This window comes from Bernardetia sp., assembly GCF_020630935.1.
Taxonomy (GTDB): Bacteria; Bacteroidota; Bacteroidia; order Cytophagales; family Bernardetiaceae; genus Bernardetia.
In genome coordinates, this window is record NZ_JAHDIG010000035.1 from 1 (window position 1) to 26,402 (window position 26,402).

The window sequence follows — 26,402 nt, forward strand, 5'->3', positions numbered from 1 at the left end:
CAGTAATCAGTAATCAGTAATCAGTAATCAGTAATCAGTAATCAGTAATCAGTACGAAACTGAACCTTGCCTTTTGTTATTGTGTAGTTGAAATATTTTTTAGTATAAAAAAATCTGCAATTCGTAATTCTTAAATTATTTACAGTGAAATCTCCTTTTTTTAATTCAAAAATTTTGCTTTTCGGTGAATATGGTATTATTCACGAAGCGATGGGACTTGCTCTTCCTTATGATTTATTTCAAGGAAGGCTAGTTTTTAAAAATGTAACACAAGTTTCTTCAAAGATTATTCAATCCAATAAGGAACTCAGAACATTTGGAGATTATCTCAAAAAACTCTCAAAAGAAGAAGACTTTCCCATAGAATTTGACTTTACTTCTTTAGATTTTGATTTAGAACAGGGTTTATTTTTCGAATCTACTATTCCACAAGGTTTTGGAGTAGGAAGTTCGGGGTCGCTTACGGCTGCAATGTACCAGCGTTATGCACGTAAAAAGCTACGCATTGCGAATGGCGTTCCGACAAGAGAAGAAATTAGCGATTTAAAAAAGGTTTTTGCTAGAATGGAAAGTCATTTTCATGGCTCTAGTTCTGGCTTTGACCCTCTGATTTGTTATCTGAATATGCCTTTGCTCATAAAGAGTAAACAGCATATTGAAGTAACTCAGATTCCAGACTTCGAAACGAATGAAACTACAAATAAAGGAGCTGTATTTTTACTCAATACAGGCAGACCACGCCGAACAGAGCCTTTAGTAAATCTTTTCTTAGAAAAGTGTAAAAATCAAGACTTTGCAAATGCCTGCCAAAATCAATTTATACCACTAAACAATGCATGTATAGAAACATTCTTAGCAAATGATTTGGAAGCTATGTTTAAAAACCTAAGTGATTTATCTCATTTTCAATACAAAAACTTCCAGCCTATGATTCCGTCGCTCTACCGTCCTTTGTGGAAATACGGCTTACAAACTGATGATTATTATTTAAAACTCTGTGGCGCAGGAGGTGGAGGTTTTATTTTAGGCTTTACAAAAGATTTTGATAAGGTAAAACATCATTTTTCTCAGTATCAAGTAAGGGTGGTTTATGAGATTTAGTTTTTAACAAAATGAAAAAATAAGAATATGCAAAGAACAAAGCTAAGAGAAATAATTAATAACATCGTCGATAATCTTCAAACAATTGAAATTATTGATTCTTTGAGCTATGATAGTAGCGAAAATACTGTATCATACGAAACATTAATGGCTCTTTTATTAGAATCAAAAACAGGTTATGACCACCTTTCAGAAAGAGAAAAAGAAATTTTGATGGAAACTGAAATTCACGAAATATATACAACAGATATTTTCGTTGAATTAATTAGTAAGGTTCGTCATATAAATGATGGGTTGTATACTTTTTTAAATTCTAACATAACAAGCAGCTTTCTAGCTTTACATAAAACTTTAGCGTTGTTACTAGCGATAACTGATGAGTATCTGCTACCTCAAAAAGATATTTTTAATGATGAAGATAAAATAGATGAGCAAAAAGCGGAAAATAATAATATCCTGATGCTACAATTAGTAAAAGATGAAAACCTGACGTTAGATGAGCTAAGTTTGAGAATAAACTTGATAAAGGATTTAATAGATTCAATTATTGAAATTGTCATTAGAATTTACCCAACTGTAACTGTTGAGAAACCTAAAATTTTATTACTTGATAGTGGAAGCGATGCACAAGTATGGATAGAAATAATAGCTAGTCAGTTAGATAAAGTAAATGTTGTAAAATATATCGCTAATGCCTTTAGTACAGTTTGGAATCATTGTATAAATAGAGATTTGCATAAGGCTAAAAAAATGAGTGAAATAGATAAACTAGAAATTCAACAACTAAGAGATAGACTGGATATTGTGAAAGATATGAATAATAGTGGCTTATTCAAGAAAAAAGAAATAGAACAACTTAGTAGTAAAATTGTAGAAGAAGTAGGAAAATCAATAGAAAGTGGGACAATCACGAATGAATTAATAAATAAATCAGCTAATAAACCAAAGACAAATAGACAATTAATAGCCGAATCTGATAAGCCCAAAGAACTACCTGTAAAATCAGAAAAAAGGGAGTTACCACCTCATTCTGATGAAGAAAAAGAACAGGAATAGAATACTAAAAATAAGAAACTTCCCTAGATTTTCCGTAAATTTGTCTATCATCGTTTTTCAAAACAGACTTTACTTTTACGAATGAAAAAAATACTTATTGCAGGTGCAGCTGGCTTCTTAGGTTCTCATCTCTGCGACCGTTTTATTGCAGAAGGTTATTATGTTATCGGAATGGATAACCTCTTGACGGGAAATATCAAAAATATTGAACATCTTTTTGAACTACCTAACTTCAAATTCTATCATCATGACATTACTACGTTTGTGCATGTGCCTGATGATTTAGACTATATTCTACACTTTGCTTCTCCTGCCTCTCCTATTGATTATCTCAAAATGCCTATCCAAACTCTTAAAGTAGGGGCATTGGGAACACACAATCTTTTAGGACTTGCCAAAGCAAAAAAAGCTAGAATTTTGGTAGCTTCTACTTCTGAAATTTATGGCGACCCAGAAGTGCACCCTCAAAAAGAAGAATATTGGGGAAATGTAAACTCTGTTGGTCCTCGTGGCGTGTATGATGAAGCCAAACGCTTTTTGGAATCTATCACAATGGCATACCACAATGCACACGGTGTGGAAACTCGTATGATTCGTATCTTCAATACCTACGGCCCTCGTATGCGCCTAGATGATGGACGTGTTTTGCCTACATTTATGCGTCAAGCAATTGAAGGAGAAGATTTGTCTGTATTTGGAGACGGTTCTCAAACTCGTTCGTTTTGCTATGTAGATGATTTGGTAGAAGGAATTTATAGACTTCTTTTGAGTGATTATCATTTACCAATGAACATAGGCAACCCTAGTGAGATTTCTATTTCTGACTTTGCAGAAGAGATTATCAAACTCACAGGAACATCTCAAAAAGTTGTCTATCACGACTTGCCACAAGACGACCCAAAACAACGCTGCCCAGACATAACGAAGGCAAAAGAAATTTTGGGCTGGTCTCCAAAAGTTGATAGAGCAGAAGGATTAAAGCGAACATACAAATTTTTTAAAGAGATTTTAGATAAAAAAGCTACTGATAAAGCTGTTAAGGCATAATCTATAAATATGGCTATCTAACATTTCTAGTGCAACATCAGTTTTGATTCTTTCGTCGTATATTTACGATGAAAGAATCATTTTTTTTAGCTACAACTTTACAGTCAATTATATATGAGTAAGTCAAATTTCAACTTTCGAATTTCAGTTTCTAGTCAAGTCAATCTAGCTCTTAATTCTATTTTATTTCTAACATTATTTTTTCTCACAGGCTGTTTTGCCGAACCAGAATATCCAGATACACCACAAATAGAATTTGTAAGTCTTCAAAACTTGCCTAGTCAAGCAAGAACCAATGTAGATTCAGTAGTTATTACATTGTTTTTTCAAGATGGTGATGGAGATTTAGGACTCACTTCTACTGATACGCTGCCTCCTTTTTCAGAAAGAAACCCAGATGGCACAGTCAATCGTTTTAGAAATAATTTTTTTGCACAAGTAGAACGCTTAGAAGAAGATGGAGAGTTTCGTCCTGTAACTTTTGCTTCTGAAAACTTCAATCTTGATTCACGCTTTCCAGTGCTGAACACATTAGAAAAAGAAACTGCCCTAGAAGGAGATTTGAGGTATTCGCTTACACTTTTTACCACCAGTTTTTCACCTATCCAGAAAGACGATGTTTTGAGATATAAAATAAGTATTGCTGATAGAAATTTGAATGTGAGTAACGAAGTAGTTACTACTCCCATGACAGTAGGGGTGTATGATGAGTAATATTTATACCTAAGTTTATATTAATTTAGAACTAAATAACTTATATTTGAGTTGTGCTTATACTGTAATTCAAAATTTATTTAGGTTCAGATTCAATTATTTTATTTTTTCTCTTCTGAACTTATTATTCTAAAATCTAAATTTATTCAATTTGGTAGAAAAAATAATACCTTTAAAGGATATTTCGTTAGTGGATTTTTTGGGTGTCGAAAACAGAAATATCAAAGAAATTTCACTCTCTTTTCCCAATAGTAAGATAGTGGCTCGTGGAAACGAACTTCGCATACAAGGTAATCGTCCCGAACTCTTACACATCAACGAAATTATTAATCTTCTCTTAGAACACTACAATCGATACGGTTTGGTTTCAGTAGAAGATGTCAGAAGTTATATTGAGCAAGATGCTGATATGATTTCGCAAGCACGCCAAAAAGATGAAAACTTAGTCTATGGCGTACAGGGCACACCTATCAAAGCAAAAACTCCTAATCAGAGAGAACTTGTAACGGCAGCAACAAACAATGATGTCGTTTTTGCACTCGGTCCAGCAGGAACAGGAAAAACCTATATTGCTGTTGCTTTGGCTGTTCGTGCCTTGAAAAATAAACAGGTCAAAAAAATAATCATCACTCGCCCTGCTGTGGAAGCTGGAGAAAGTTTGGGTTTTCTTCCTGGTGATATGAAAGAAAAAATTGACCCTTATTTGCGTCCGATTTATGATGCTTTGGCTGATATGATTGCGCCTGAAAAGCTCAAATTTTATCAAGATACAAATGTCATTGAAATTGCACCGATTGCCTATATGCGTGGGCGAACGCTCTCCAATGCTTTTGTTCTTTTAGATGAGGCACAAAACACGACAACAATGCAACTTAAAATGTTTCTCACTCGCTTAGGATTAGATTCAAAAATGATAATCACTGGTGATATGTCGCAGGTAGATTTACCAAGAAACGTTTCTTCTGGACTTGCCCAAACTGTTAAGATTCTTAGAGATATTGAGGGAATTTCTATTGTAGAGCTTTCTGGAAAAGATGTGGTTCGTCATAAACTTGTTCGTCATATTATCTCAGCTTACGAATCTTTAGAAGACCAATTAGCCGAAAAAGCAGAACAAAGAAGAGAAGCTATCATTAAAGAAAGTAGAGAAAGCAGAGCAAAAAAACGAGATGGTAGAGAAAATGCTTTTGATAAAGACAAAGAAAAAGAGTAATTGTTTAGGTAAACTATAACACGTACATTTAATTAAAAAGCCCAATATGGGCTTTTTTTGTGTTAGAATAACGTGAACTTGGGATTATATTTATTGATTATCAATACATGATAGTGTGTTTTTTGTATATCGGTACTGACCTATCAGTCTGACCTTAATAAAGTTAGGTCAGTCTCGTTAGAGCAGACCAAAAACTATGTCATCTGTTTTAAACAAATAAAAACCTTGTTTTAATCCCAATTTCACGTTAGAATAGTAGGATAAATAATAGTTTTTATCAGTTTAGAAGTGAAATTTAACGAAAAAACATCCTAAAAAACACAATGTAATTTTTTTTATCAAAAATAAGCACTACATTTGCACTAACAACATACAACACAAATATATTTTTTTAATTATTGTTCTTTAGAATAACACTTGTACTACATATTTTTTTAAAATATTGAAGTTATTCACAGATAAGGCATTTTTAGCAAAAAACATAATGGGTAATTCTACATTAGTATCTACTGTCAAGAAAAAGTTCAAACTTACAACTCTCCAAGTTTCTGCACTTATTATCTTACCACTATTTATTTTTGCATTGACTATCAAAATAAAAGAACGACAGACAAAAGAAAATACTACTGAAAATGCTATTATAAATGTAGAAGAAGCACCACAATACAACTACTCAGTTCAAACAGTTTCTCAATCTGTTGCTCAAGAAGATGAAAACGTCATAGGTTCAGCTAAATAAATTGTTCCTCCACAGCTATCTTTTACTGCTCCTGTAACTGTTGCAAGTGTATTGGTTTGTTTTCTAAGTCTCAAAACACCCAAAAAAGCAAAAATTAGAGCCTCTTTATAGGCAATTAATGTAGAGTTTCCCTTCAAAATTTCTACTTGTGGAGACAATTCCTTCAGATAATGAATTAATACATCATTGTATGCTCCTCCTCCTGTAACCAAGACTTTCCTTTTCTTTCTGATAGATTTTTCTAAACCTCCTTCTGTCTTTTTGATACTTTCTGCTATCTGAAAAGCAGAGTGATAGGTTAGTGTGTGTAAGAAATCTTTTATTTTTTGTTGGCTCTCCACAGTTTCTATATTTTGAGGTAGATGTAGTAAAGGAAAAATATTTTGTTCTACCCATTCTCTTCCCAAAGACTTAGGATAGCTTTCACTATAAAAAGTCAGATGATTCAATTTTTGAAGTAATTTTTTATCTATTTTACCCTGTTTTGCTAACTTTCCCCCTTTATCATACGCAAAACCCAGCTGGTTAGAAAGAAAATTCAATACCATATTACACGGACAAATATCAAAGGCAATACGAGAAGTTTTATTTTGATGGAATGTGTTAAATGAAATATTTGCTATTCCTCCCAAATTCAAGCAAAAATCATAATCAGCAAACAACAACTCGTCGCCTATCGGAACAAGTGGCGCACCCTGCCCCCCTAAAGCAACATCGGTTTGGCGAAAATCACAAACCACTTGACAGCCTGTTTTGGCTGCCAACATTGCACCATTTCCTACTTGTAAAGTAAAACCTAATTCTCCTTTATTTTGGGCAGGCTGATGAAAAATAGTGTGTCCGTGAGAGGAAATACAATCTAAATTAGAGAAATTAAACTCTTTACTTTGCAAAACAAAATTATTTACATTTTCAGCCACAAAATCTGTCCATTCAGTTTCTAACTTTTTTAGTTCTAGGGCTGATAAAAAATGTGCGTTTTGTAGTTTTTCTTTCCAAAATGGTTTGTATTCCACAAATTGCGTATTGATAATTTCATATTTCCACAATGAAGTCTTGTTTTGCTTTTCTCTATCGTTTTCAAACTTACAAAGTGCAATATCTAGCCCGTCTAATGAAGTACCTGACATAATACCGATACTATAATAACTTTTTTTCATAAAATAGGAATAAGTCTATTCAATAGTCGTAAATTTATATTCGTTTCAAAAATAGATAATTAAAAGCTCAATAAAGTTGTTTGTTTGGCAGAAACTAAGTAATTTTTGGTACTAATTCTAAAAATAAGACTGTATTCTTTTTTACTACAATATTTTCTCTATATTTTTATTTGAATATTTATAAAACAGAGTAGCTAATGCTGCAAGTAACATCCATATCAGCTAAAGACTAACAAAAAAATAAATGCAATCCATCTACCTCCTACAACTTTACTCCTGTTTTAAAACTAACTACTACAGAAAAGTATTCGCTTTTTCTGTAACTTTCTTTTTGTTGATGTTTTCTATGGCTGCCTTTGGACAAGAACTGACGTCTTATGCCGTAACAGGTAGAGGAGGTGTGGCTACTACTTTTTCAACAGATTATCAAGCTATCGGTGTAAATCCTGCTAACCTAGCTATTCGTAAGAGTTTTAGAGACCCTTATGTAACTATTGGTTTTTTAGAGGGTAATATTGGGTTCTACACAGAGAATGTAACCTTTGAACAAATTTTAAGAAGTTACTTTCCCAAAACATTTAATGGAGGAAACAATTATCAACTCTCTTATGCTCAAAAAGAACAAGCTGCTGCAGATTTAGCAACAAATCCTATTTCTACTACTATTAATGCTACACTTTTTGGACTTCATCTAAGTTCTGAAAAATATGGGGGACTAGCTTTCAGTATTCGTGATAAACTAGATTTTTACAGTAAAACAAACCCTACACTTAGCCAAATTCTCTTTTTAGGACAAAATGCTCCTTTTTTTAGTTCGCTTTTGCTTTCTAATGGAGAAGTTATAGACAATAATTCTTCTGTAACCCCAACCCAAAGAGACCAAGTTGTCTTCGGATTTCGCCCAGATTCTGTCAAGTATGGAGAAGTGATGAATAATTCTACGATTCAAATGCTTTGGACAAGAGAATACAATGTAGCCTATGGCGCCAAAATATTTGATAGCTACAATGTTCAAGTGTTTGCAGGTCTTGGAGCAAGATATATTAGTGGAATCACACTTATAGATTTAGAAGCTCAAAACAATGAGTTTGTAGGAGAAACAATAGCTCTTTCTCCTTCTTTTCCAGTAGAAGGTTTTGATATTCCTAGCTCTACTAATGTAGGATATGAGCCTAAAAAAGGATTTTCTCGCTTTGCTTTTCCAAAACCTATTGGTAACGGTTATGGGATTGATGTCGGATTGAATGTTGTAATCAAGAGAAATTTGTACTTAGGAGCAGCTCTTATTAACTACGGAAAAATGACGTGGACAGGAAATGTATATAATCTGAATAATGAAGGAGTTTTGAATCAAATTCAAGGAACTGGTTTTGATAATTACAACTTTGTTACCTATTCACCTGAAACATTTCAACTTGGAGGAGAGGGCTCTGCTCTATCTTGGGAAGGCAGTGAAAAGTTTGACGACGAACTGCCAGCTATGGCTCGTTTTGGAGCAAGCTATGAGTTTTTCAAAACAGCTCACTTAGGTTTTGATATTTTAGTACCACTAAATATAGATGCCCCTGGTAGTTTGGCTAGTAATTTATATGCTATTGGAGGCGATTTAAAGCTCAACAAACTTCTTACACTTTCATCTGGAATCAGTACAGGAGGCAATCAAGATTTTAATATCAATATTCCTATTGGTATTACTTACAACGCACGCAGAGGACACTATGAGGCTGGGTTTAGTACTCAAGATATTTCTTCTTTTATTGGCGACTTAGAAAATGGGGGTAACAATCTTTCTTTTGCACTCGGTTTTCTTAGGTTTAAGTTCTAAGATTTTTCTTATCTGTTCAAAAAAGTAAGAGCTATTCAAACTCCTACTTTTTCTTTACCAATCGTATTCCTAGTAGTTTATCAAACCAAGAGTAATTCTTTTCCAAATTCTGATTGACATAAAAAACATTCACAATCACTGCCACCACTATTGATAGATACATAAATATATCTGCATCAATAAAGTCTTCTCTTATTTTTAATAAAATAACGGCTACTAGCAAAAATATCCCATTCATAACCCAATAAAGAATATTTCTACCTAGTGTTTGCCAAAAACTAGCAGGAAGATTTGTTGCTGTATCAATGAAATAAAGTCCTTTATAAGCCTTACCAATGCTTCGATTTATCAGAAGGCTATCTCTAAATGTAAAAAGTAGAAAAACACCTATAAAATATAGTTCACCTCCCAGTTTTATAGATAACTTGGTAGATAAGGTTAGGCTAAATATTAGAAGACAGGTAACAATAAATAAATCTATAAAAAATGCAGAGCTTCTGTGGTCAGTATCAGCAAAAACAAAAGGCAATTCAATAGGTTTTTGAAGAGTCAGTTTTTTAGCTTTAGGAAAAACAGGCAACGTAAAACGTTGGTCGCAATGTCTGTTTCCCATATATTGCCAAGAGTCTTTTAAAAAAGCAGATTTGCAGACACTACAAAATACTACCTCATCACCTTCCAAAAAACTATCGCCTGTAACAGGGTCATTTCTGTTTTCTAACAAAAAGTGTTGGTGTTCTGTATCGCTAATCTTATATGAATTGACTGACCTAAAACGCATTTTGGAACAAATTATGAAGAGTTAATGATAAGTTATAAATGATTAGTGATAAATTTACACTACTATTTTTATGCTCTCTATTGTTTTCAAGATGTAAGTGTTTTTTTATAAAAAAGCATTTTCGTTCTCTATTTTCTCTATAATTCTGTATTTTTCAAAACAACTTTAATTACATCTCTCTATGAATATACGTAACTATCCTTTTTTGGCTGCATTTTGTATCATTTTTTTACAATGTATCCTTTCTGAATCTGCTTTCTCACAGCATCTTGATTATTTTGGCAAAACCAAATACTGGGTTTTCTTATCTGAAAAAGACACTACTCATCACGACTACACAACTGCTATTTCAGAACAAACTATCAAAAACAGAACATTACAAAACCTTCCGTTGTGGCAGTATAGTGATATTTCAATAAATAAAAAATTTATTTCAAATATAGAAAATACAGTAACAGAAAAAGTACTCATCAAGTCAAAATGGCTCAATGCTGTTTCTATCTACCTCAATGATGAAGAAGTAAAAAGAGTTCAAAATCTTCCATTCGTAACCCACTTAGAACCTCTCACTACAAAATGGCAAATTACATCTTATTCCAAACAACAAAAAAAAGAAATGGGCAGGGCAATGCAGCAGCTAGAATTGCCTGTATTTGAAGAACAAAAACTAACAGGAAAAGGAATTACTATCGGTGTGATTGATGCTGGGTTTTATGGTAGTGATAAAAGTCCTTATTTGAAACATTTGGATTCAAGTCGTATTTTAGGAATGCGTGATTTTGTAAACCCAAAACAGAAAGACCTTTTCAGAGAAAAAGAAACTTCTGACGATTCTCACGGAAAAACAGTTTTGGAAATGATAGGAGGACATGAAAAATATGCTAAACAAGTAGGAGCTGCTTCGGAAGCTAAATTTTACTTAGCCAGAACAGACCACGGCGTAACAGAAACACGTTCAGAAGAAGATTATTGGGTGGCTGCTATGGAATGGATGGATAGTGCAGGAGTAAAGCTAATAAATACTTCACTTGGCTATTCTGTTGGTTTTGATGATAAGAAAGAAAACTATGAAACTGCTCAGATGGATGGGAAAACAAGTGTTGTGAGTAAGGCTGTCAATACAGCTTTCAATGAAAAAGGAATTTTGATAGTAGTGTCGGCAGGAAATGAAGGCTGGGACGATTGGAAAATTGTTTCTACACCAGGGGATAGTCCGTTTGCTCTTTCTGTGGGTGCAACGAATGGAGCTGGGTTAAAAATGGGTTATAGCAGTATAGGAGCTGACTTTGTAGAGTTTTTAAAGCCAAATGTTGCTTGTTATTCTCTTACAGGCACATCGTTTTCTGCGCCTAATATTACTGGTTTTGCAGCATGTTTGTGGGAGAAAAAACCAAATGCAACGAACAAAGAAATCTTTGAAACCATAGAAAAATCAGCAAGTCTTTATCCTTTTGGAAATAACTTTATAGGTTATGGAATACCAAAAGCCTCAAAGGCTATAGAAATTTTAGAAGGTAAAGAAGTAAAACCAACTATAAAAAAAGTAGAAGAAAAAGGGACTTCTTTTAAATTTGATTTACCAGCAGATGCTCGCTATGTCATTTTTCACAAGGAAGATAATCGTATCGTCATAGACCAAGATTCAGACAAGGCAAATGACAAAAAAGCCCTAAAAATTACCATCAAAAAACCTAAGAATACAAAATTCAGCACTGTTTATATTGAAGGTATTGGTGGTTTTGAAATTGAATGGAAATAAATTTTTAATGATAAATGATTAGTGGTACAAATCCAAAACAATATCTTACTGACATCAACATTTTAAGTAGTTAGCTGGTATAATTTTGTTATTTTCAAAAGCTAGTGCAATTTTATAAAAAGTTGAATTTTAACTTTGTCAAGGATCTTTTCGAAGAAAAAAACAGACCTTGACAATAGTTTTTATAAACTAAATTGTACTACTCAACTACTTAATTGTCCATTACTTCTAGTCTTTTTAATTGCATTGCTGACTTTTTATAATAATTACTTGTTTCTAGCTGTCTTTGGTTTTTCCAAAAGGCAGCTAGGTTTTCATAACGCCTAGAAAGAGGTAGTTCTAAATTTGAAATTATTTTAGCATCACATACTGGACAAAAATAGGCTGGGTGTCCGTCTAGTTCTTTTAGGTTATTTGCTCCTTGCATCGCACAACGATAAAAAATGCAATGACGAATAGAAAAAATATGTCCTATTTCGTGAACGGCTGTTTTGCAAGTGCGTTCTAACGCCAAATCAAAAGCATCAGTATCTTTATTTATTACATCTACTTCGCCAAAGCGTTTCATAGACCAAACACCCACTCTGTCATAAAGACGAGCCTGTCCAAAAACAAAATTCCATTTTTCACTAGGATATAAATCTTCTGTTGTAAACCCAACTAATAAAATACCATCTTTAGGGAGATTTTTTTCCAAAGAATCCAATATAAAACCCGTCTTGACTTGAAAACCATTATTTTTGTGGTTTCTCCAATTATTTCCATCTAATTTGGTAGAATCTAAAACCACACTTTCTAATCTCTCTATCGGCAGCTGATAAAAAATAGACAGAAAACGCTGCACTGAATCCATAAGACGAAGCTGTGTTTTGTCAAAGTCTCCATAAAGCTGAAGATAAATTTTATTTCTTTCTGCTGTGGGTTGTGTGGGTGCTATATTGCCACTCCAATATTCATCAAAAGTTTGTCCTTTTTCTTTATTACGCTCTAGCCACTCGCCAAACTTAGGTTCTTCTATATAAAACTGATATTTTTTTAATACAAACTCCATTGAATCGGCTAAGTTGGTAAAGCCTTCTTCTGGAAATGGCTTAGGTTTAGGAGTGCAGGAAATGAGAATTGACAAGATAAAATAAACGGATAAAATACTCTTAGGCATATTTTTACTATTTGATTAATTTAAATAGTTCATTCTATATCTAGAATTTGGAAATAAATAGAAATCTATGTTTCTTTAATAGAAAAACACAAAGCTACTACACCACAAGGAAATGCACTTTAAAAAAAATAATATATATACTGTTTTACTTTTTTTACTTTTTTCATATTCCTTCTCTTCTAATTTAATAGCTTCACAAGCTGATAGCTTAGCCAGCGTCTATAAAGGTATTGATAAAAAAGAAAAGATAGAATGGCTAAAAAACTTTGTAAAATCTGATATTTCAGCAGAAGAAAAAATAAGATTTCTCAATATGGCTCTCTTAGAAGACAAAGCAAGTCATATCTTGAAGGCTAAAATATATGCAGCTTTAGGATTTTTGAAAGATAATGAGGGAAACTCTATTGAGGCAATAGAGGCATATGAAAATGCTTTGTCCATTCAAAAGAATGCAAATGAAATTGCATTAGATACATTAGCTGACAACTGGAAAACATCTTTAGCAACTATATTTCACTATATAGGAGATTACCAAAAAGCCTATACAATATATATGGAGGTACTTCAAAATGTAGAGAAACAAGGCAAGAAAGAGACCTTAGCCAGTATTAATAAAATGGTTGGTGATGTACATAGAAATTTAGAGAATGAAGAAGAAGCAATACGATATTATAATAGTGCATTAGAAATATACAAAGAATTAGGCATAAAACGTGGAGAAGCATCTACTTCCAATAGTTTAGGAATCCTTTACTCTGACCAAAATCAACCTCAAAAAGCATTAAAGTTTTATCGCAAAACATTACAACTTTGTAAAGAAATTGATTTTGAAACAGGAATTGCACTAACCTTAAATAATATTGGTTATGAACTTTTTATCCTTTCTAATTACGACTCTGCTTATCATTACTATGAAGAAGCTCTACATTTAAAGGAAAAGCTTCAAAATACTTATAGCATGTCTGCCACCCTTGTCAATATGGGACAAGTTCGGTTAAAGCAAAAAGAATATGTAGAAGCAAAACTTTTGTTTGAGAAAAGTTTAGAACTTGCTATAGAGACAAAAAACAAGTCTGTAGAACTAGAAAATTACCAATACCTTTCAGAACTTTATCAGAAAATAAACAAAACTGCAGAAGCATTAGAGATGCTTCAAAAATATATTAAGCTAAAAGAAGTCATTTTTGAAGAAAATAAGCTAGAAAAAATAAATGAATTAGAGGCTCGCTTTCAAGCAGGAAAAAAAGAACAACAAATTGGATTTTTAAAACAGAAAGCTGAATGGGAAGAAGGAAAGTCATATTTATTGGGAGGAGTAGCCTTTTTAGCAATCATAGTAATAATTTTAGCATTTAGAAGAATAAGAGGAAAACAACAGGCGAATCAACTTTTATCAGAAAAAAATAAAGAAATTACGAAAGCAAATCGAAAAGTAACAGAAAGTATTACCTATGCAAAACATATTCAAGATGCTGTTCAAGTCAATGAAACAAGCATTTTTAATATTTTTCCTAATTATTTTATATTCAATCGCCCTAAAGACATTGTAGGTGGAGATTGCCTTTGGTTTGCTCAAAAAGAAAACACATTCTACCTAGCTTTAGCAGACTGTACAGGACATGGGGTTGCAGGAGCTTTCATGACTATTCTCTGCAACTCTCTCCTCAATGATATTTTTAATCATCATAATTCATCAAATGGAAAACTTGCTCCTGCCGAAATACTAGAAAAATTAGACAATTTATTGCAAAAATCTCTGCATCAAAAACAAACACAAATAAAAGATGGAATGGATATGGCTATCATCCAAATAAAAACAAATGAAAAAGAATTAGTTTATGCAGGTGCAAAAATTCCTCTATATTATAAACTACCCAACCAAGAACTACACTGTATAAAAGCCACTAGGAGACCCATAGGTGAGCATCAATTTAGGAATAGAAGAAAAAACTTTGAAAATATTACTTTAGAAATACAAAAAGGATTAAAGATTTTTATTTCTTCTGATGGACTTCAAGACCAGTTTGGAGGAAAAGAGAATAAAAAATTTATGAGAAAAAACTTTGAAAAATTGATTGCTAATGATATTCCTCTTTCTGATCAAGAAATAGAAATTATTGAAAAATTAGAAAACTGGAAAGGTGATCAGCCGCAAACAGATGATATTATGGTAGTTGGTCTTGAGTTTTAAAAACTTAGCTGATAATATCAGGTAGTGTTAAAAATTAACTGATACTGGCTTTAGATTTGCTACTATTTTTTAGTTTCTTTCTTTCTACAAATCTATAATTTTTTTTATGATAACAACTGTTGATACTCATACTTGTTCTAATTGTGGCAGCGCAAATATTGTTCGTAATGGTCATAATAAAAGTGGTTCTCCTACTTATCATTGTAAGGACTGTAAAGTATATCGTGTTTTAAAAAAGAAAAAAACAGTAGATATGGAAGCTGTTGCTCGTACGTATGAAGAACGAAATAGTTATCGTTCTACGGGGCGTATTTTCAATATCAGTCACGTTAGTGTCTATAATCATTTAAAAAAAAAGCCAAAGAACTAGCTCCTTTTAAAACTACTGTTCAAGAAGTTACGGAAGATGTAGTAGTAGAAGCAGATGAAATATTTTCTTTTGTACTGGTAAAAGTCAATCAGATACGCATTTGGATAGCTCAAAATGCAAAAACAAAACAAATTATTTCCTTTTTTATTGGAGATGGAAGTATGGAAAGTTGTAAACGTTTATGGCGTAAACTTCCCTACTCCTATCTGAGAACAACCAGTTTTTCAGATTTTTGGAAATCCTATAATGGTTTGCCTAAACAAACCCATACGAAAGTAGGAAAAGACACTGGATTGACTAATCACGTAGAAAGATTAAACAATACAATTAGACAAAGATTCAGCAGATTTGTGAGAAGAACATTGTCTTTTTCCAAGAAGGAATATATGTTAAATTTGCATTTTAAACTATGGGCATATCAATACAATTTAAGCCTAATCAGTTAAAAATTAACACTACCTAATATCAATATGTATAGCCGTCTCGGCTAATGAAGAATAATATTCTGCTGTATAGGTATCTGAATCAAAGTTTTTAATAATTTCTTTCTGTACATTTTCAGAGAAATAAATAGTCATAAATTCTGTTCCCCAATCATCTACAAACTCATTAATTCCTTCTCTGATAAGGGAAATCCATATTTTTCTTCCGTTTTCAAATAGTAGTTGTAAAGTCATTGGATAACCAGATTCTGTATCATCTGAATCAATAATACCGACCCAATATATATCTATTTGAATGATTTTTTGGTGTAAAACACCTTCCCATTGTGTCGTTTCAGAAACATTGATTGATTTTGAGTTTGGTAAAATAATCTGCTCCGATTTTTTTAAAATATCTAATCCAGCCCAGTCTAGAACTTCTTTTTCTATCTCTGTCATATTATATGATAAATACCTTCTCGTTCCCAAAATCCCTACTATTCCCCTTCCATAAAGTCTAAATAAAACTTTATGATTTACTTCGTGTTTTTCTACCTCTGCATTTATTTTCCAGTCGTCTTTATATGAGATAGAGTTGTAAGAATATATTGAATCATAAGATTTAGAAACTGGATTATACCTCAAATGATGTTCTCTCTTATCCAAAACATAAAATACTTCTGTAATTCTTCCATGCAAGAGTCTTTTTCTGACCAGTTCACGAAATTCATAATAACACTTGGGTTTTCTGTTTGTATATTTATTTTTCATAGTCAAGGTTATTACGTTTTTTATAAACCTGATTATCAATGATTTGCTAAAAATCAAATTGTATTTTTTTTCATAACATTGGGTTTGCAAACTCAATGATAAGACTTAGTATTGACATATAATTTTACATTTTCAATAAAGTATCTACTAACAATAACCTAGCATTTGAGTTGAGAGTAATAAAGATTGACATCCAGCTTTTTTCTAATCTATAAAACTACATAAATTGATGAAGGACATTTTTTTTACAAGTTGGGAAAATATAGCTAAGGTTTGTATTATGACCTTTTTTGCTTATTTAGCTATTATTTTTTTACTACGCATTTCAGGAAAGAGAACTCTCTCAAAAATGAATGCCTTTGATTTCATAGTTACAGTAGCACTTGGTTCTATACTTGCTTCCACATCGCTCAATAAAAAAATCGCAATTTCAGAAGGAGTTACATGTTTTGCTATACTCATCGTTATGCAATATATAATTACTTGGCTTTCTGTTCGTTTCAAATTTGTAAAAAATCTAATAACTAGCAAGCCTATTTTACTGCATTACAAAGGAGAATTGTATGAAAAAGTTATGAAAAAAGAACGTATTACCCTTGATGAGATTTATTTGACTGCAAGAAAGCAAGGAATTGATAATTTGAAAGATATTGATGCTATTGTTTTAGAAACAACTGGAGATATAAGTATAATGAAAAAAGTTAATGACAAAACAGCACAAACAATGAAAGGTGTTGAGACAAATAATTCAGAAATCAAGTAATGATACCTTTTTTATTTATTTTGAGTTAAATCTTGTTCTGAAAACAAACTCAAAATTACGCCCTACCATCGGATAAAAAGCCATAGACTGATATTGAAAATCAAAAATATTTTGGCAGTTTAGTTCTAAAACAAAATTTAGCTTTTTGTAATTAATTGTTTTCCCTAAAGAAGCATTTACTAAAAAATAAGAAGGCAAGTATTCTGTATTTGTTGTGGTAGTAAAACGTCTGCCTACAAATTGCTGTTCAACTCTAAAAAACTGGGTTTTATAAGCTGCGTAAAGAAAACTTTTTTGCTGATGAAAAGGTGTATAAATCAGTTGTTTTCCTTCCGATTCGTCTAAATCTCTAATTGGTTTCAGATTTTCTGAATAAGTATAAGTATATGAAATATTAGTTTCAAGATGGAAATGTTGTATAGATTTTTTAAAAAATAAATTGCTTTCAATTCCTCTTGAAAAAACAGAACGCAAATTCTCTGGTCGCCAGTAGCCAGCCACAGCAGGAGACCACAAAATCCAGTCTTGCATCTTTGCCCAAAAATAAAGCGACGATAAAGACAGTTTGGTTTTTTGGTTATTAATAAGATGATAAGCTGCTGAAAACTCTCCGTTCCAACCTTCCTCATTTCTTAAATTAGGATTTCCGACTGGAAACCAATATCTATCATTCAACGTAGGCGCACGAAAATTGCGAGCAATATTCACTTTGCCTTCCAAATTATTTTTAACAAAACTAATCCCCACAGAAGGTGAAAATGATTGAAATTCATTATCTAAAACCACTTGGCGAACTAAAAAAGTAGTTTGTAAAAAATCAAAAGGAGAATATTCTATCGAAGCAAAAATACTTTGTTGACTTTGCGTTTGAGCATTTTCATAACCATCTACTTCTGCAATATCTTCTCTTAGTCGGATTCCTGTTTGTAGCAATACTTTCTGATGTGGTGCATATTTGAGTTCTGAAAGAAAATGATACGACTGATTTTTTGTCTTGGAAATAATATCTGAAATTTCATTTCTATATTCTAAAAAATCATACAAATAGCCTGCTTTCGTACTAATTTCAAGATTTCGCTTCTTGTATTTCCAACTCAAAAGATTACGGACAGAAAAATCACCTTGCGTTTCTTCATTTGTGGGAACTGTTATTGGAGGTGGGAGTTCACGATTTGCATCTTGCGCCCAAAAGTGAAAAGAAAACTGATGATTTGAAAGTCTTGAAATCGTGGTAGGAAGAAAGTAAAATTCTTGAACAATTCCCTTTTGCTTTGTGGCTGCTTGGTTTCTCCTAAGCGTTTCTCCACCAAAATTGAATGGATAATTATTTTTAGCAGATTTATAAAATAGTCGGCTCGTTGCTTTTATATGTAGCCTTTTAGCATCTGAAATAGAATATGAACTTGACAGAATCTGCTTGAAAGTTTTGAAACTACCTACCGATTGAATCCAATTCAAAGAAAACTTATCTTCTGTATTTTTAGGAGTATGGGATAATGCAATTCCACCTCCAAAACCACCTTCTCCATAACGCAAACTAGCTGCTCCGTAGTGTACATTTACCTCGTCTAACAGACCAATGGGAAAAAGAGAAAAATCTACTTGTCCTAGTGTTGGTGAATTGAGGGGTATGCCTTCCCAAAAAACTTGCGTATGTCCTGCACTTGTACCACGAAATGAAGGAGAAGCCAAACCAGAAACACTGTAAAATTTCAAAAAAATTGGTGTTCTAAAAGATAAAAGCCTTCCCAAATCTGAAGTTTGGTAGCTTGCTAGAGCCAAAGAATCTAGTTTTTGTACTTCAAAACCTGCTGCTTTTTCTTCTAAAGAATTAGATTCAATCTCAACAGCTTCTAGCTGAACGACAGAGTCTTGTTCTGTTTGAGAGAAAACAGGAAAAGAGATGGATAAAAACAGAAGAAAGAGAAATATAAATTTTGACACAGAATAGCGAATTTACAATCCTCGTTGACGGCTGCATTTGAGCCTCAACGACGGTTCAATACAGTTTCAACCGTCAACGAGGTCAAGACCGTCGTTGAGGACTAGCAAAATTACAACTTTTCTATAAACTCCCTACACGCTCTAGCTGGGTCTTGATGTTTCATAAAATATTCTCCCATCAAAAAACCTTGAAATCCTTTTTCTTTTAGTTTCAGAACTGTTTTGACATCAGAAAGTCCACTTTCAGAAATGAGAACAAAATCATTCTCTGTCTGGCTTTTTATTACTTGAATTTCATCAAAAAGTCGCATAGACTCCTCAATATCAACTGTAAAAGTTTTTAGGTTTCTATTATTCACTCCTACAGCATCTACCAAATGAGCAATTTCTTTCACTTGTGCTAGTTCTTCTCTATCGTGAATTTCTAATAAAATCTCTAAACCGAGTTCGTTGGCTTTTTTAGCAAGCTCTAAACACCTTTTGGGAGAAAGCACAGCAGCAATGAGTAAAATTACGTCTGCCCCACTTGCCTTAGCACGATAGATTTGAAACTCATCTATCATAAAATCTTTCCTTAGAATAGGAATTTCATTGTAGGAACGAGCCATCTCTAAATCTGAAATCTGTCCAGCAAAAAACTCTGTATCTGTCAGGACAGAAAGTGCAGACGCACCAGCAGAAGCATACCCTTGCGTAATTTCTATTATATCAACCGAATCGTTTATGATACCCTTAGAAGGAGATTTACGTTTGAATTCTGCAATAATTCCAGAACCATTTTTAATAGCTTCTTTGAAAGAAATCGTTTTCCTATCAAAAAATGGTTTTTCTTTTAGGCTTTCGATAGAAATTTCTTTTTTGAAAGCTGCTACTTCTTTTTGTTTTTGTAAGATGATTTTTTCTAACATGTCTTCATTGGTAGGGTCAAGACATGTCTTGACCGTACAAGTAGTAATTTTAATTCGTAATTCTAAACCAGTTGAGGAGAAAGTTTTAATAGTTTTTCTAAAGATTGATACGCCTTTCCACTTTCAATAGATTCTCTTGCGAGTGCCTTGGCATCTTCAAAAGAAGTTTCTTTTTTTGTTCCTCTGAAAGCTGTCTGAATGGCAATAGCAGCATTTGTCAAGACAACTTCCATTTGTGCTTCTGTAGCTTCGTTTTTCAAAACACTTACAAATATTTTAGCAGCTTCTTCAATCGTATTTCCTCCTTCAATCTCTTTTGCCTTTACTGTTTTTGTTCCTAACTCTTTTGGAGACACAATAAACTCACCTTTATTAGAAATCATTTTGAAGGGAGAAGTGAGTGAAATTTCATCATAACCAGCCAAAGAATGAATAATTGAAAACTGTGTGCCTTCTTGTTTCTGATACAAATAAGCATACAAACGAGCTAACTCCAAACTAAAAACCCCAATCATTTGCCTTTTAACAAAAGCAGGATTTACCATCGGACCAAGCATATTAAAAAATGTCTTGACACCCAAACGCAAACGCACAGGCGCAACTGCCTTCGCAGCAGGGTGAAATAAAGGAGCGTGCAAGAAACAAATATTTGCTTCCTCAATTTGCCTTTGCAACACAAATTCATCAGTTGTAAATGTGATTCCCAAATGCTCCAAAACATTGGAAGAACCACAAGGCGAAGAAACACCATAATTTCCGTGTTTGGCAACCTTCACTCCAGCACCAGCCAACACAAAAGATGTAATGGTAGAAATATTAAACGTATTTTTGCCATCGCCACCTGTTCCACACAAATCTATCGCATCGTAAGCTGATAAATCTATACGCAAACACGTTTCTAGCATAGCATCACGAAATCCCAAAAGCTCATCGACAGTAATGCTTCGCATGTTAAAAACGGTCAGAAAAGACGCAATTTGTAGTTGATTATATTCTCCATTTGCCATCTGTAACAAGAGATTTTTTGCCTCTTCTCTTGTGATGGTGTGATGTTCGTATAAGTGATTTAGTATGTTTTTCATTTTTTTAGTTTTGTTTGTATTACTCGTGAGACACGAGTAATGGCTATGTGTTGGTTTTTATTAACTTAATTGTTTTATCAAACCTGTTTTCATTGCTTTCAAAATTGTTTAGTAAAATAGCTGAATAGTGATTACTTTTTACTACTTGTTGAAGTGTAGAAATTATTTTCTCTTCTTCTATTGGACTTATTCCAACTAAATGAAATAATATTTTATCTGATTTTGAAAAAGCTGTCAATATTTCTAAAACTCTTCTCTCATAAGTAGTTAAATTTTTAACACATAGTTTATCTCTATTTGAGAAGTCTATGAAAAAAGTAACTATGCTTTTATCTAATTGAACGTACTTTTTAATATAACTTTTAACAGTCATTGAATGAGATACTTTTTCTAATTGTGCATAACTGAAATTTTCATCAAGAATTTCAACTATCTTTTCAACTGCTTTAAAATAATGACTTCCTCCAAATAAAACTAGATTTACTATTTCGCCTCTTGAAAGAGTAAAAGGAGGAATATAAGCATTCGCTTCTTTTATTTTAAGTCCATCAAATTCAATAACTTTCATAAAAAAGTATTTTACTGTAAACTTTCCCTAAGCATCTGTTCTACATAAGGAATAGTTGAAGGAAATGATATATTATACCCTTCATCATCCATTTGTATTTGAATATTTCCTTTCCAATTGGGCACACCGAATAGCCATTTACCTAAAGTATCTATTTCAATATGCTTATCTACATTTGCATCATACCCCCATTCATTCTCATCGACTTTTACTTTAATTTTGTAACAAACATGTTTTTTACATTTTTTTCTTACAGAAGAAAAAGGATAATTGCTTTTTATTAATTTTGAAGAAAAAGGAAATTGAATTGATTTATCTAAAGTATAAATATGATTGGGTAACTTTAATGGAGGTTTTCTATGCACAGGAATGTACTTTATTAAGTAGTTGAGTAGTACAATTTAGTTTATAAAAACTATTGTCAAGGTCTGTTTTTTTCTTCGAAAAGACCCTTGACAAAGTTAAAATTCAACTTTTTATAAAATTGCACTAGCTTTTGAAAATAACAAAATTATACCAGCTAACTACTTAATTGTGTACTTTCATTGCTTTCATTATCAACCAAAAAACGATATTTGAAGCTAAAATTCAAAGAAAAATCTTCTGATACATTTAGTAGAATATCCTTTTCTTCTAATTCCTTATATTCTGAATCAGTCATTTTTTTACTAATAAATTCATATAAATTTGAGCTATATGGAACACTAGCTTTGAATTTCTCAAATAATTCTAGAGTAATAGAATATATTTTTTCTCCCTTCATATTTGTTTTATGATTTAATTAAACTTTCACAATAGCTTCACTCTCCACCCAATTTTTAATCATTTGTTTTCCTTCTGGTGTCAGGATAGATTCTGGGTGAAACTGAATGCCTTTGAGCCTGTATTTTTTGTGAGCAATCGCCATAATTTCGCCTTGTTCATCTACGGCAGTTACTTCAAAATCTGCTGGCAAGCTATCTTTCTGAATAACCCAAGAATGATAACGCCCTACATTTACTTTGGCTGGAAGTCCTGCAAATAGGCTATCTTCTGTCAAGATTTTGATAGGCGTAGCAATTCCGTGATAAACTTTTGAAAGATTCTCTAGCTTTGCTCCAAAGGCTTCTCCAATGGCTTGATGTCCTAAGCAAACGCCAAGCATATCTTTCGTAGGTGCGAAACGCTCAATAATTTCTAGCAATTTACCAGCTTCTGATGGAATACCACCACCAGGGGAGAGTAAAATTTTGTCAAATTTTTCTAATTCTTCTAAAGTTACTTCGTCGTTTCTAAAGACAGTAACCTGCGCTTGCTTGTCTTTGTCTAATGAAAGTTCACTTGTGAGTTCACGTAGATAGTGGACTAAATTGTAAACGAATGAATCGTAATTATCTATAACAGCAATTTGTTTCATAGTTTTGGGTGGTTAGGTCATCGGTGGAGACACCGACAACAGCTAAAAGGTTGTTTTTAGTAGTTCAAAAGGCTTGCCTTTGACCAAAATTATTAAGTTTTATATTTGTAAAGGGTGTTCAGAGCAAATTAAAGGGCGTAATTCAAATAACAATTTCTTCGGCTAATTTTAGAGCTTTTCTAAGCGCAGCCAATTTATTTCCTACTTCGGCAAGTTCGTTTTCAGGCACAGAACCTTCTACAATTCCTGCACCTGCTTGAAAATAGAGCGAATTTTCTTTGCTTAAAAATGAACGTATCATAATAGCGTGGTTGTAGTCGCCATTAAAGCCAATAAAACCAATCGCACCACCATAGTAACTTCTGTTTTCGGGTTCGTAGGTATGAATAAGAGAAAGAGCATTTGGCTTCGGAGAACCTGAAAGTGTTCCTGCTGGGAATGTGTCGGCTGCAATCTGCAAAGGAGAAACTTCTGGTAAAAGCTCGCCACTTACTTCTGAAACCAAATGAATGACATGTGAGAAATACTGAACTTCTCTAAAAACATCGACATTTACATTTGTTCCATTTCGGCTCAAATCATTTCTTGCCAAATCAACAAGCATTACATGTTCAGCATTTTCTTTAGGGTCATTTTGAAGCTGAACAGCCAAAGCAGCATCAGCAGAATCGTTGCCTGTGCGTTTGAATGTTCCTGCAATCGGATGAATAACAGCTTTTCTATTCTTAACCACAAGTTGGGCTTCTGGCGAAGAACCCATTAGTTTGAAACTTCCATAATCAAAATAGAAAAGATAAGGCGAGGGATTTACACTTCTCAAAGCACGATAAACATTAAAATCATCGCCTTCAAAATCTTGTTTGTAACGTCTTGAAAGAACAATTTGAAATACATCTCCACGTTTACAGTGCGAAATTCCGTGATGAACATTATCTAAGAAATCTTCATCTGTCATATTTGAAGTTTCTGTTCCTTCTGTTTTGAAAGAATAAGTTGGAGCATTTTTATTTTGGAGAATGTCTAAGACTTTTTTAAAGGTGGGTCTGTTTTCTTCTCCGTTGGTGTTTTCTAGTTGATGTTCAAAAATATGAAGCTCATTTTTGAAGTGATTGATGGCAATTACATATTTAAAAACGTGATACTGAACAAGTGGGATATTGAGTTTTTGTGATTGAGGCTCTCTTACCTTTTCAAAATATTTGACAGCATCGTAAGTAGTATATCCGAAAAGTCCGTTTGTAATGAAATTGAGTTTATTTTTTTCTGCTTTGAAACTCTTAGAAAACTTTGTTAGGCTTTCTATTACCTCTGATGGATTTTCAATTGCTTTTTCTGTTTGACTGCCATCTGGAAAAGATTGATAAATGGTTTCATTTTCTACCTTAAAATTGGCTATCGGCTCACAACAGATATAAGTAAAAGCATTTTGGTTGCCGTGGTAGTCAGAAGATTCTAAGAGAAAACTCATTGGATATTTATCTCTCAATTTTAAATAAATTCCAACAGGCGTAAGCGTATCAGCTAATATTTTTTGTGTAAAGGTTTTTAATTTGAAATTCATAGGTTTTATTTTTTAAACAAAAAAAAGACTTATCACTTTTCGGCGATAAGTCTTTTTTAAATATGTATTAATCAAAGATATTTTTCTGTATGTAGTTTAGAATGTACACGACTTATCGCCTATATCTTTGATATAGCTCCACCACCAAGCAAATGCAGCATTTGCAGTAAGTAATGTAATGGCGATATGGAAAGAAGTATTTTTCATTCTGTTTTTGCAGTCATTTTGGATTGACCTATTGCAAATCTACAAAGTGTTTTCCTAGTTTGCAAGAAAAAATAATTTTATTTTAAAAACAAAAGAAATAAGAAGTAGTACTCCACTGACAACTGACTATAAAATTATTCTTTTTTTCCTACCTTTGTAATATCTAGTTTTCAGCAGAAATAAGCACGATAAAACACTCAAAATCAATAAAAAAATAACTATGCGTTATTACGACCACATCATTGACACAGTAGGAAATACGCCACTTGTCAAACTCAACAGCGTAAACAAAGGAATTAAAGGAACAATTTTAGTAAAAGTAGAATATCTCAATCCGGGGAATTCTATGAAAGACCGTATCGGTTTGAAAATGATTGAAGATGCTGAAAAAGCAGGTATCTTAAAACCAGGGGGTACAGTCATTGAAGGAACATCTGGAAATACAGGAATGGGACTTGCCCTTACTGCCATTGCAAAAGGTTATAAATGTATTTTTACTGTTTCTGATAAGCAATCACAAGAAAAAATAGACATTTTGCGTGCTTTGGGAGCAGAAGTTATTGTGTGTCCGACAAATGTTTCTCCTGAAGACCCACGCTCTTACTATTCAGTAGCTAAAAGAAAAAATGAAGAGATAGAAAATTCATTCTATCCAAATCAGTATGACAATAAGTCAAATCAGCAAGCACATTATGAAACTACTGCGCCAGAAATTTGGAGAGATACAGAAGGCAAGGTTACGCATTATGTAGCAGGTGTAGGAACAGGTGGTTCTATGTGTGGTACATCAAGATATTTGAAAGAACAAAATCCTGATATTGTTACAGTGGGTGTAGATTCGTATGGTTCTATCTTCAAAAAACTAAAAGAAACAGGGATTTTTGATGAGAAAGAGGTTTATCCATATCTTACAGAAGGAATTGGCGAAGATATTTTACCAGAGAACGTCAATATGGACTTGATAGACCACTTTGTAAAAGTTACAGACAAAGACAGTGCTATCATGACAAGGAGATTGGCTCGTGAAGAAGGTCTTTTTGTAGGTTGGTCTTGTGGTTCTGCTGTGTTTGGCGCACTAGAATATGCAAAAGAAAATCTTAAAGAAGATGATGTAATGGTAATTATTTTACCAGACCACGGAACACGTTATTTGGGTAAAATCTATAACGATAACTGGATGAAAGACCACGGATTCTTGGAAAGAGAATTTGCAACAGCAGGAGATATTATCCAAAGCAAGAATGGACAATCTAAACTTTTAGTTATCGACGAAGATATGAAAGTGGGAGAAGCTGTTAAGATGATGAATAAAGAAGGAATTTCTCAACTTCCTGTCAGTGATAAGAAAAAAGAACATATCGTTGGAAGTCTTATCGATTCAAGAACACTTTCCAAACTTATTGATAACCCATCACTAAAAGATATGCCTGTGAAAGATGTAATGGATAGTCCGTTTACATTCGTAGCGATGAACAATACTGTCGATGTTCTTTCTTCGCTTATCAACAAAGACAACCCTGCACTTTTGGTAAGAGATGAAAAACAAGACGTACATATTATCACACAACAAGATTTATTGATGGCTTTGGCTAAATAAATTCTACTACAGTTTTATAATAAAAATAAAACCTTCCTGATCGTAAACTTTTAACTAATAGTGAATAT

At 32.9% G+C, this 26,402-nt stretch carries 24 protein-coding genes and 1 pseudogene; 13 read left to right on the forward strand and 12 right to left on the reverse strand.

Features of this window, described 5'->3' with window-relative positions; genetic code table 11:
- Positions 1-174 precede the first annotated feature (174 nt).
- The 6 genes from QZ659_RS11035 to QZ659_RS11060 all read left to right on the forward strand — a co-directional run bounded on the left by QZ659_RS11035 (position 175) and on the right by QZ659_RS11060 (position 5,870).
- Positions 175-1,101, forward strand: a complete 927-nt coding sequence (locus tag QZ659_RS11035) for a mevalonate kinase (RefSeq protein ID WP_291725872.1) — start codon at positions 175-177, stop codon at positions 1,099-1,101.
- A gap of 27 nt (positions 1,102-1,128) precedes the next feature.
- A complete protein-coding gene (locus tag QZ659_RS11040; RefSeq protein ID WP_291725873.1) occupies positions 1,129-2,157 on the forward strand; it encodes a hypothetical protein in 1,029 nt (342 codons plus the stop codon).
- Positions 2,158-2,238: 81 nt separating this feature from the next.
- Positions 2,239-3,204 carry a UDP-glucuronic acid decarboxylase family protein gene (locus QZ659_RS11045; protein WP_291725874.1) on the forward strand — a complete coding sequence of 322 codons (966 nt, stop codon included), beginning with the start codon at positions 2,239-2,241 and terminating at the stop codon, positions 3,202-3,204.
- Between the two features lie 114 nt (positions 3,205-3,318).
- Positions 3,319-3,918 carry a hypothetical protein gene (locus tag QZ659_RS11050; RefSeq protein ID WP_291725875.1) on the forward strand — a complete coding sequence of 200 codons (600 nt, stop codon included), beginning with the start codon at positions 3,319-3,321 and terminating at the stop codon, positions 3,916-3,918.
- A gap of 151 nt (positions 3,919-4,069) precedes the next feature.
- Positions 4,070-5,131, forward strand: coding sequence for a PhoH family protein (locus tag QZ659_RS11055; RefSeq protein ID WP_291725876.1), 1,062 nt, complete (start codon positions 4,070-4,072; stop codon positions 5,129-5,131).
- Positions 5,132-5,573: 442 nt separating this feature from the next.
- Positions 5,574-5,870, forward strand: coding sequence for a hypothetical protein (locus tag QZ659_RS11060; protein WP_291725877.1), 297 nt, complete (start codon positions 5,574-5,576; stop codon positions 5,868-5,870).
- Here the strand turns inward: QZ659_RS11060 and QZ659_RS11065 are convergent.
- On the reverse strand, positions 5,834-7,030 hold the full coding sequence (locus tag QZ659_RS11065; RefSeq protein WP_291725878.1) for an anhydro-N-acetylmuramic acid kinase: 1,197 nt from the start codon (positions 7,028-7,030) through the stop codon (positions 5,834-5,836). The two genes, QZ659_RS11060 and QZ659_RS11065, sit on opposite strands and share 37 nt — an antisense overlap.
- Positions 7,031-7,376: 346 nt before the next feature.
- On the opposite strand from QZ659_RS11065, the gene QZ659_RS11070 reads away from it, so the two are divergent.
- Positions 7,377-8,855 (forward strand): DUF5723 family protein, encoded by a 1,479-nt coding sequence (locus QZ659_RS11070; RefSeq protein ID WP_291725879.1) that lies wholly within the window; start codon positions 7,377-7,379, stop codon positions 8,853-8,855.
- A gap of 43 nt (positions 8,856-8,898) precedes the next feature.
- Here the strand turns inward: QZ659_RS11070 and QZ659_RS11075 are convergent, their stop codons facing one another.
- A complete protein-coding gene (locus QZ659_RS11075; RefSeq protein WP_291725880.1) occupies positions 8,899-9,636 on the reverse strand; it encodes a hypothetical protein in 738 nt (245 codons plus the stop codon).
- A gap of 181 nt (positions 9,637-9,817) precedes the next feature.
- On the opposite strand from QZ659_RS11075, the gene QZ659_RS11080 reads away from it, so the two are divergent.
- Positions 9,818-11,395, forward strand: a complete 1,578-nt coding sequence (locus tag QZ659_RS11080; RefSeq protein WP_291725881.1) for a S8 family serine peptidase — start codon at positions 9,818-9,820, stop codon at positions 11,393-11,395.
- 211 nt (positions 11,396-11,606) lie between these two features.
- On the opposite strand, the gene QZ659_RS11085 is transcribed toward QZ659_RS11080, so the two are convergent.
- Positions 11,607-12,554 (reverse strand): archaemetzincin, encoded by a 948-nt coding sequence (locus QZ659_RS11085; RefSeq protein ID WP_291725882.1) that lies wholly within the window; start codon positions 12,552-12,554, stop codon positions 11,607-11,609.
- A 112-nt stretch (positions 12,555-12,666) separates the two neighbouring features.
- Between QZ659_RS11085 and QZ659_RS11090 the strand changes: the two genes are divergently transcribed.
- The 3 genes and pseudogenes from QZ659_RS11090 to QZ659_RS20530 form a co-directional block, all read left to right on the forward strand.
- Positions 12,667-14,745, forward strand: coding sequence for a tetratricopeptide repeat protein (locus QZ659_RS11090; RefSeq protein ID WP_291725883.1), 2,079 nt, complete (start codon positions 12,667-12,669; stop codon positions 14,743-14,745).
- 106 nt (positions 14,746-14,851) lie between these two features.
- A complete protein-coding gene (locus tag QZ659_RS11095) occupies positions 14,852-15,115 on the forward strand; it encodes a hypothetical protein (RefSeq protein WP_291725884.1) in 264 nt (87 codons plus the stop codon).
- A 53-nt stretch (positions 15,116-15,168) separates the two neighbouring features.
- Positions 15,169-15,561, forward strand: a pseudogene (locus QZ659_RS20530) (IS1 family transposase); the annotation flags it as partial.
- 9 nt (positions 15,562-15,570) lie between these two features.
- On the opposite strand, the gene QZ659_RS11100 reads toward QZ659_RS20530, so the two are convergent.
- Positions 15,571-16,308, reverse strand: coding sequence for a hypothetical protein (locus tag QZ659_RS11100; RefSeq protein ID WP_291725885.1), 738 nt, complete (start codon positions 16,306-16,308; stop codon positions 15,571-15,573).
- A gap of 229 nt (positions 16,309-16,537) precedes the next feature.
- Here QZ659_RS11100 and QZ659_RS11105 point away from each other — a divergent pair, with 229 nt between their 5' ends.
- Positions 16,538-17,071 carry a DUF421 domain-containing protein gene (locus QZ659_RS11105; RefSeq protein WP_291725886.1) on the forward strand — a complete coding sequence of 178 codons (534 nt, stop codon included), beginning with the start codon at positions 16,538-16,540 and terminating at the stop codon, positions 17,069-17,071.
- A 15-nt stretch (positions 17,072-17,086) separates the two neighbouring features.
- On the opposite strand, the gene QZ659_RS11110 is transcribed toward QZ659_RS11105, so the two are convergent.
- The 8 genes from QZ659_RS11110 to QZ659_RS11145 form a co-directional block, all read right to left on the reverse strand.
- Entirely contained in the window at positions 17,087-19,015 is a 1,929-nt protein-coding gene (locus QZ659_RS11110) for a TonB-dependent receptor domain-containing protein (RefSeq protein WP_291725887.1), read from the reverse strand.
- A 110-nt stretch (positions 19,016-19,125) separates the two neighbouring features.
- On the reverse strand, positions 19,126-19,923 hold the full coding sequence (gene trpC, locus QZ659_RS11115; RefSeq protein WP_291725888.1) for an indole-3-glycerol phosphate synthase TrpC: 798 nt from the start codon (positions 19,921-19,923) through the stop codon (positions 19,126-19,128).
- 62 nt (positions 19,924-19,985) lie between these two features.
- On the reverse strand, positions 19,986-21,005 hold the full coding sequence (gene trpD / locus QZ659_RS11120) for an anthranilate phosphoribosyltransferase (protein ID WP_291725889.1): 1,020 nt from the start codon (positions 21,003-21,005) through the stop codon (positions 19,986-19,988).
- Positions 21,006-21,048: 43 nt separating this feature from the next.
- Positions 21,049-21,573 (reverse strand): hypothetical protein, encoded by a 525-nt coding sequence (locus QZ659_RS11125; RefSeq protein WP_291725890.1) that lies wholly within the window; start codon positions 21,571-21,573, stop codon positions 21,049-21,051.
- Positions 21,574-21,584: 11 nt separating this feature from the next.
- Positions 21,585-21,938 (reverse strand): hypothetical protein, encoded by a 354-nt coding sequence (locus QZ659_RS11130; RefSeq protein WP_291725891.1) that lies wholly within the window; start codon positions 21,936-21,938, stop codon positions 21,585-21,587.
- Positions 21,939-22,093: 155 nt separating this feature from the next.
- Complete coding sequence (locus QZ659_RS11135; RefSeq protein ID WP_291725892.1) at positions 22,094-22,336, reverse strand: hypothetical protein; 243 nt, start codon at positions 22,334-22,336, stop codon at positions 22,094-22,096.
- Between the two features lie 18 nt (positions 22,337-22,354).
- Positions 22,355-22,969, reverse strand: coding sequence for an anthranilate synthase component II (locus QZ659_RS11140; RefSeq protein WP_291725893.1), 615 nt, complete (start codon positions 22,967-22,969; stop codon positions 22,355-22,357).
- 142 nt (positions 22,970-23,111) lie between these two features.
- The gene (locus tag QZ659_RS11145; RefSeq protein WP_291725894.1) at positions 23,112-24,530 is read right to left on the reverse strand and encodes an anthranilate synthase component I family protein; all 1,419 of its coding nucleotides are present in this window, start codon (positions 24,528-24,530) and stop codon (positions 23,112-23,114) included.
- 427 nt (positions 24,531-24,957) lie between these two features.
- Here QZ659_RS11145 and QZ659_RS11150 point away from each other — a divergent pair, with 427 nt between their 5' ends.
- The gene (locus QZ659_RS11150; RefSeq protein ID WP_291725895.1) at positions 24,958-26,334 is read left to right on the forward strand and encodes a cystathionine beta-synthase; all 1,377 of its coding nucleotides are present in this window, start codon (positions 24,958-24,960) and stop codon (positions 26,332-26,334) included.
- Positions 26,335-26,402: the final 68 nt, after the last annotated feature.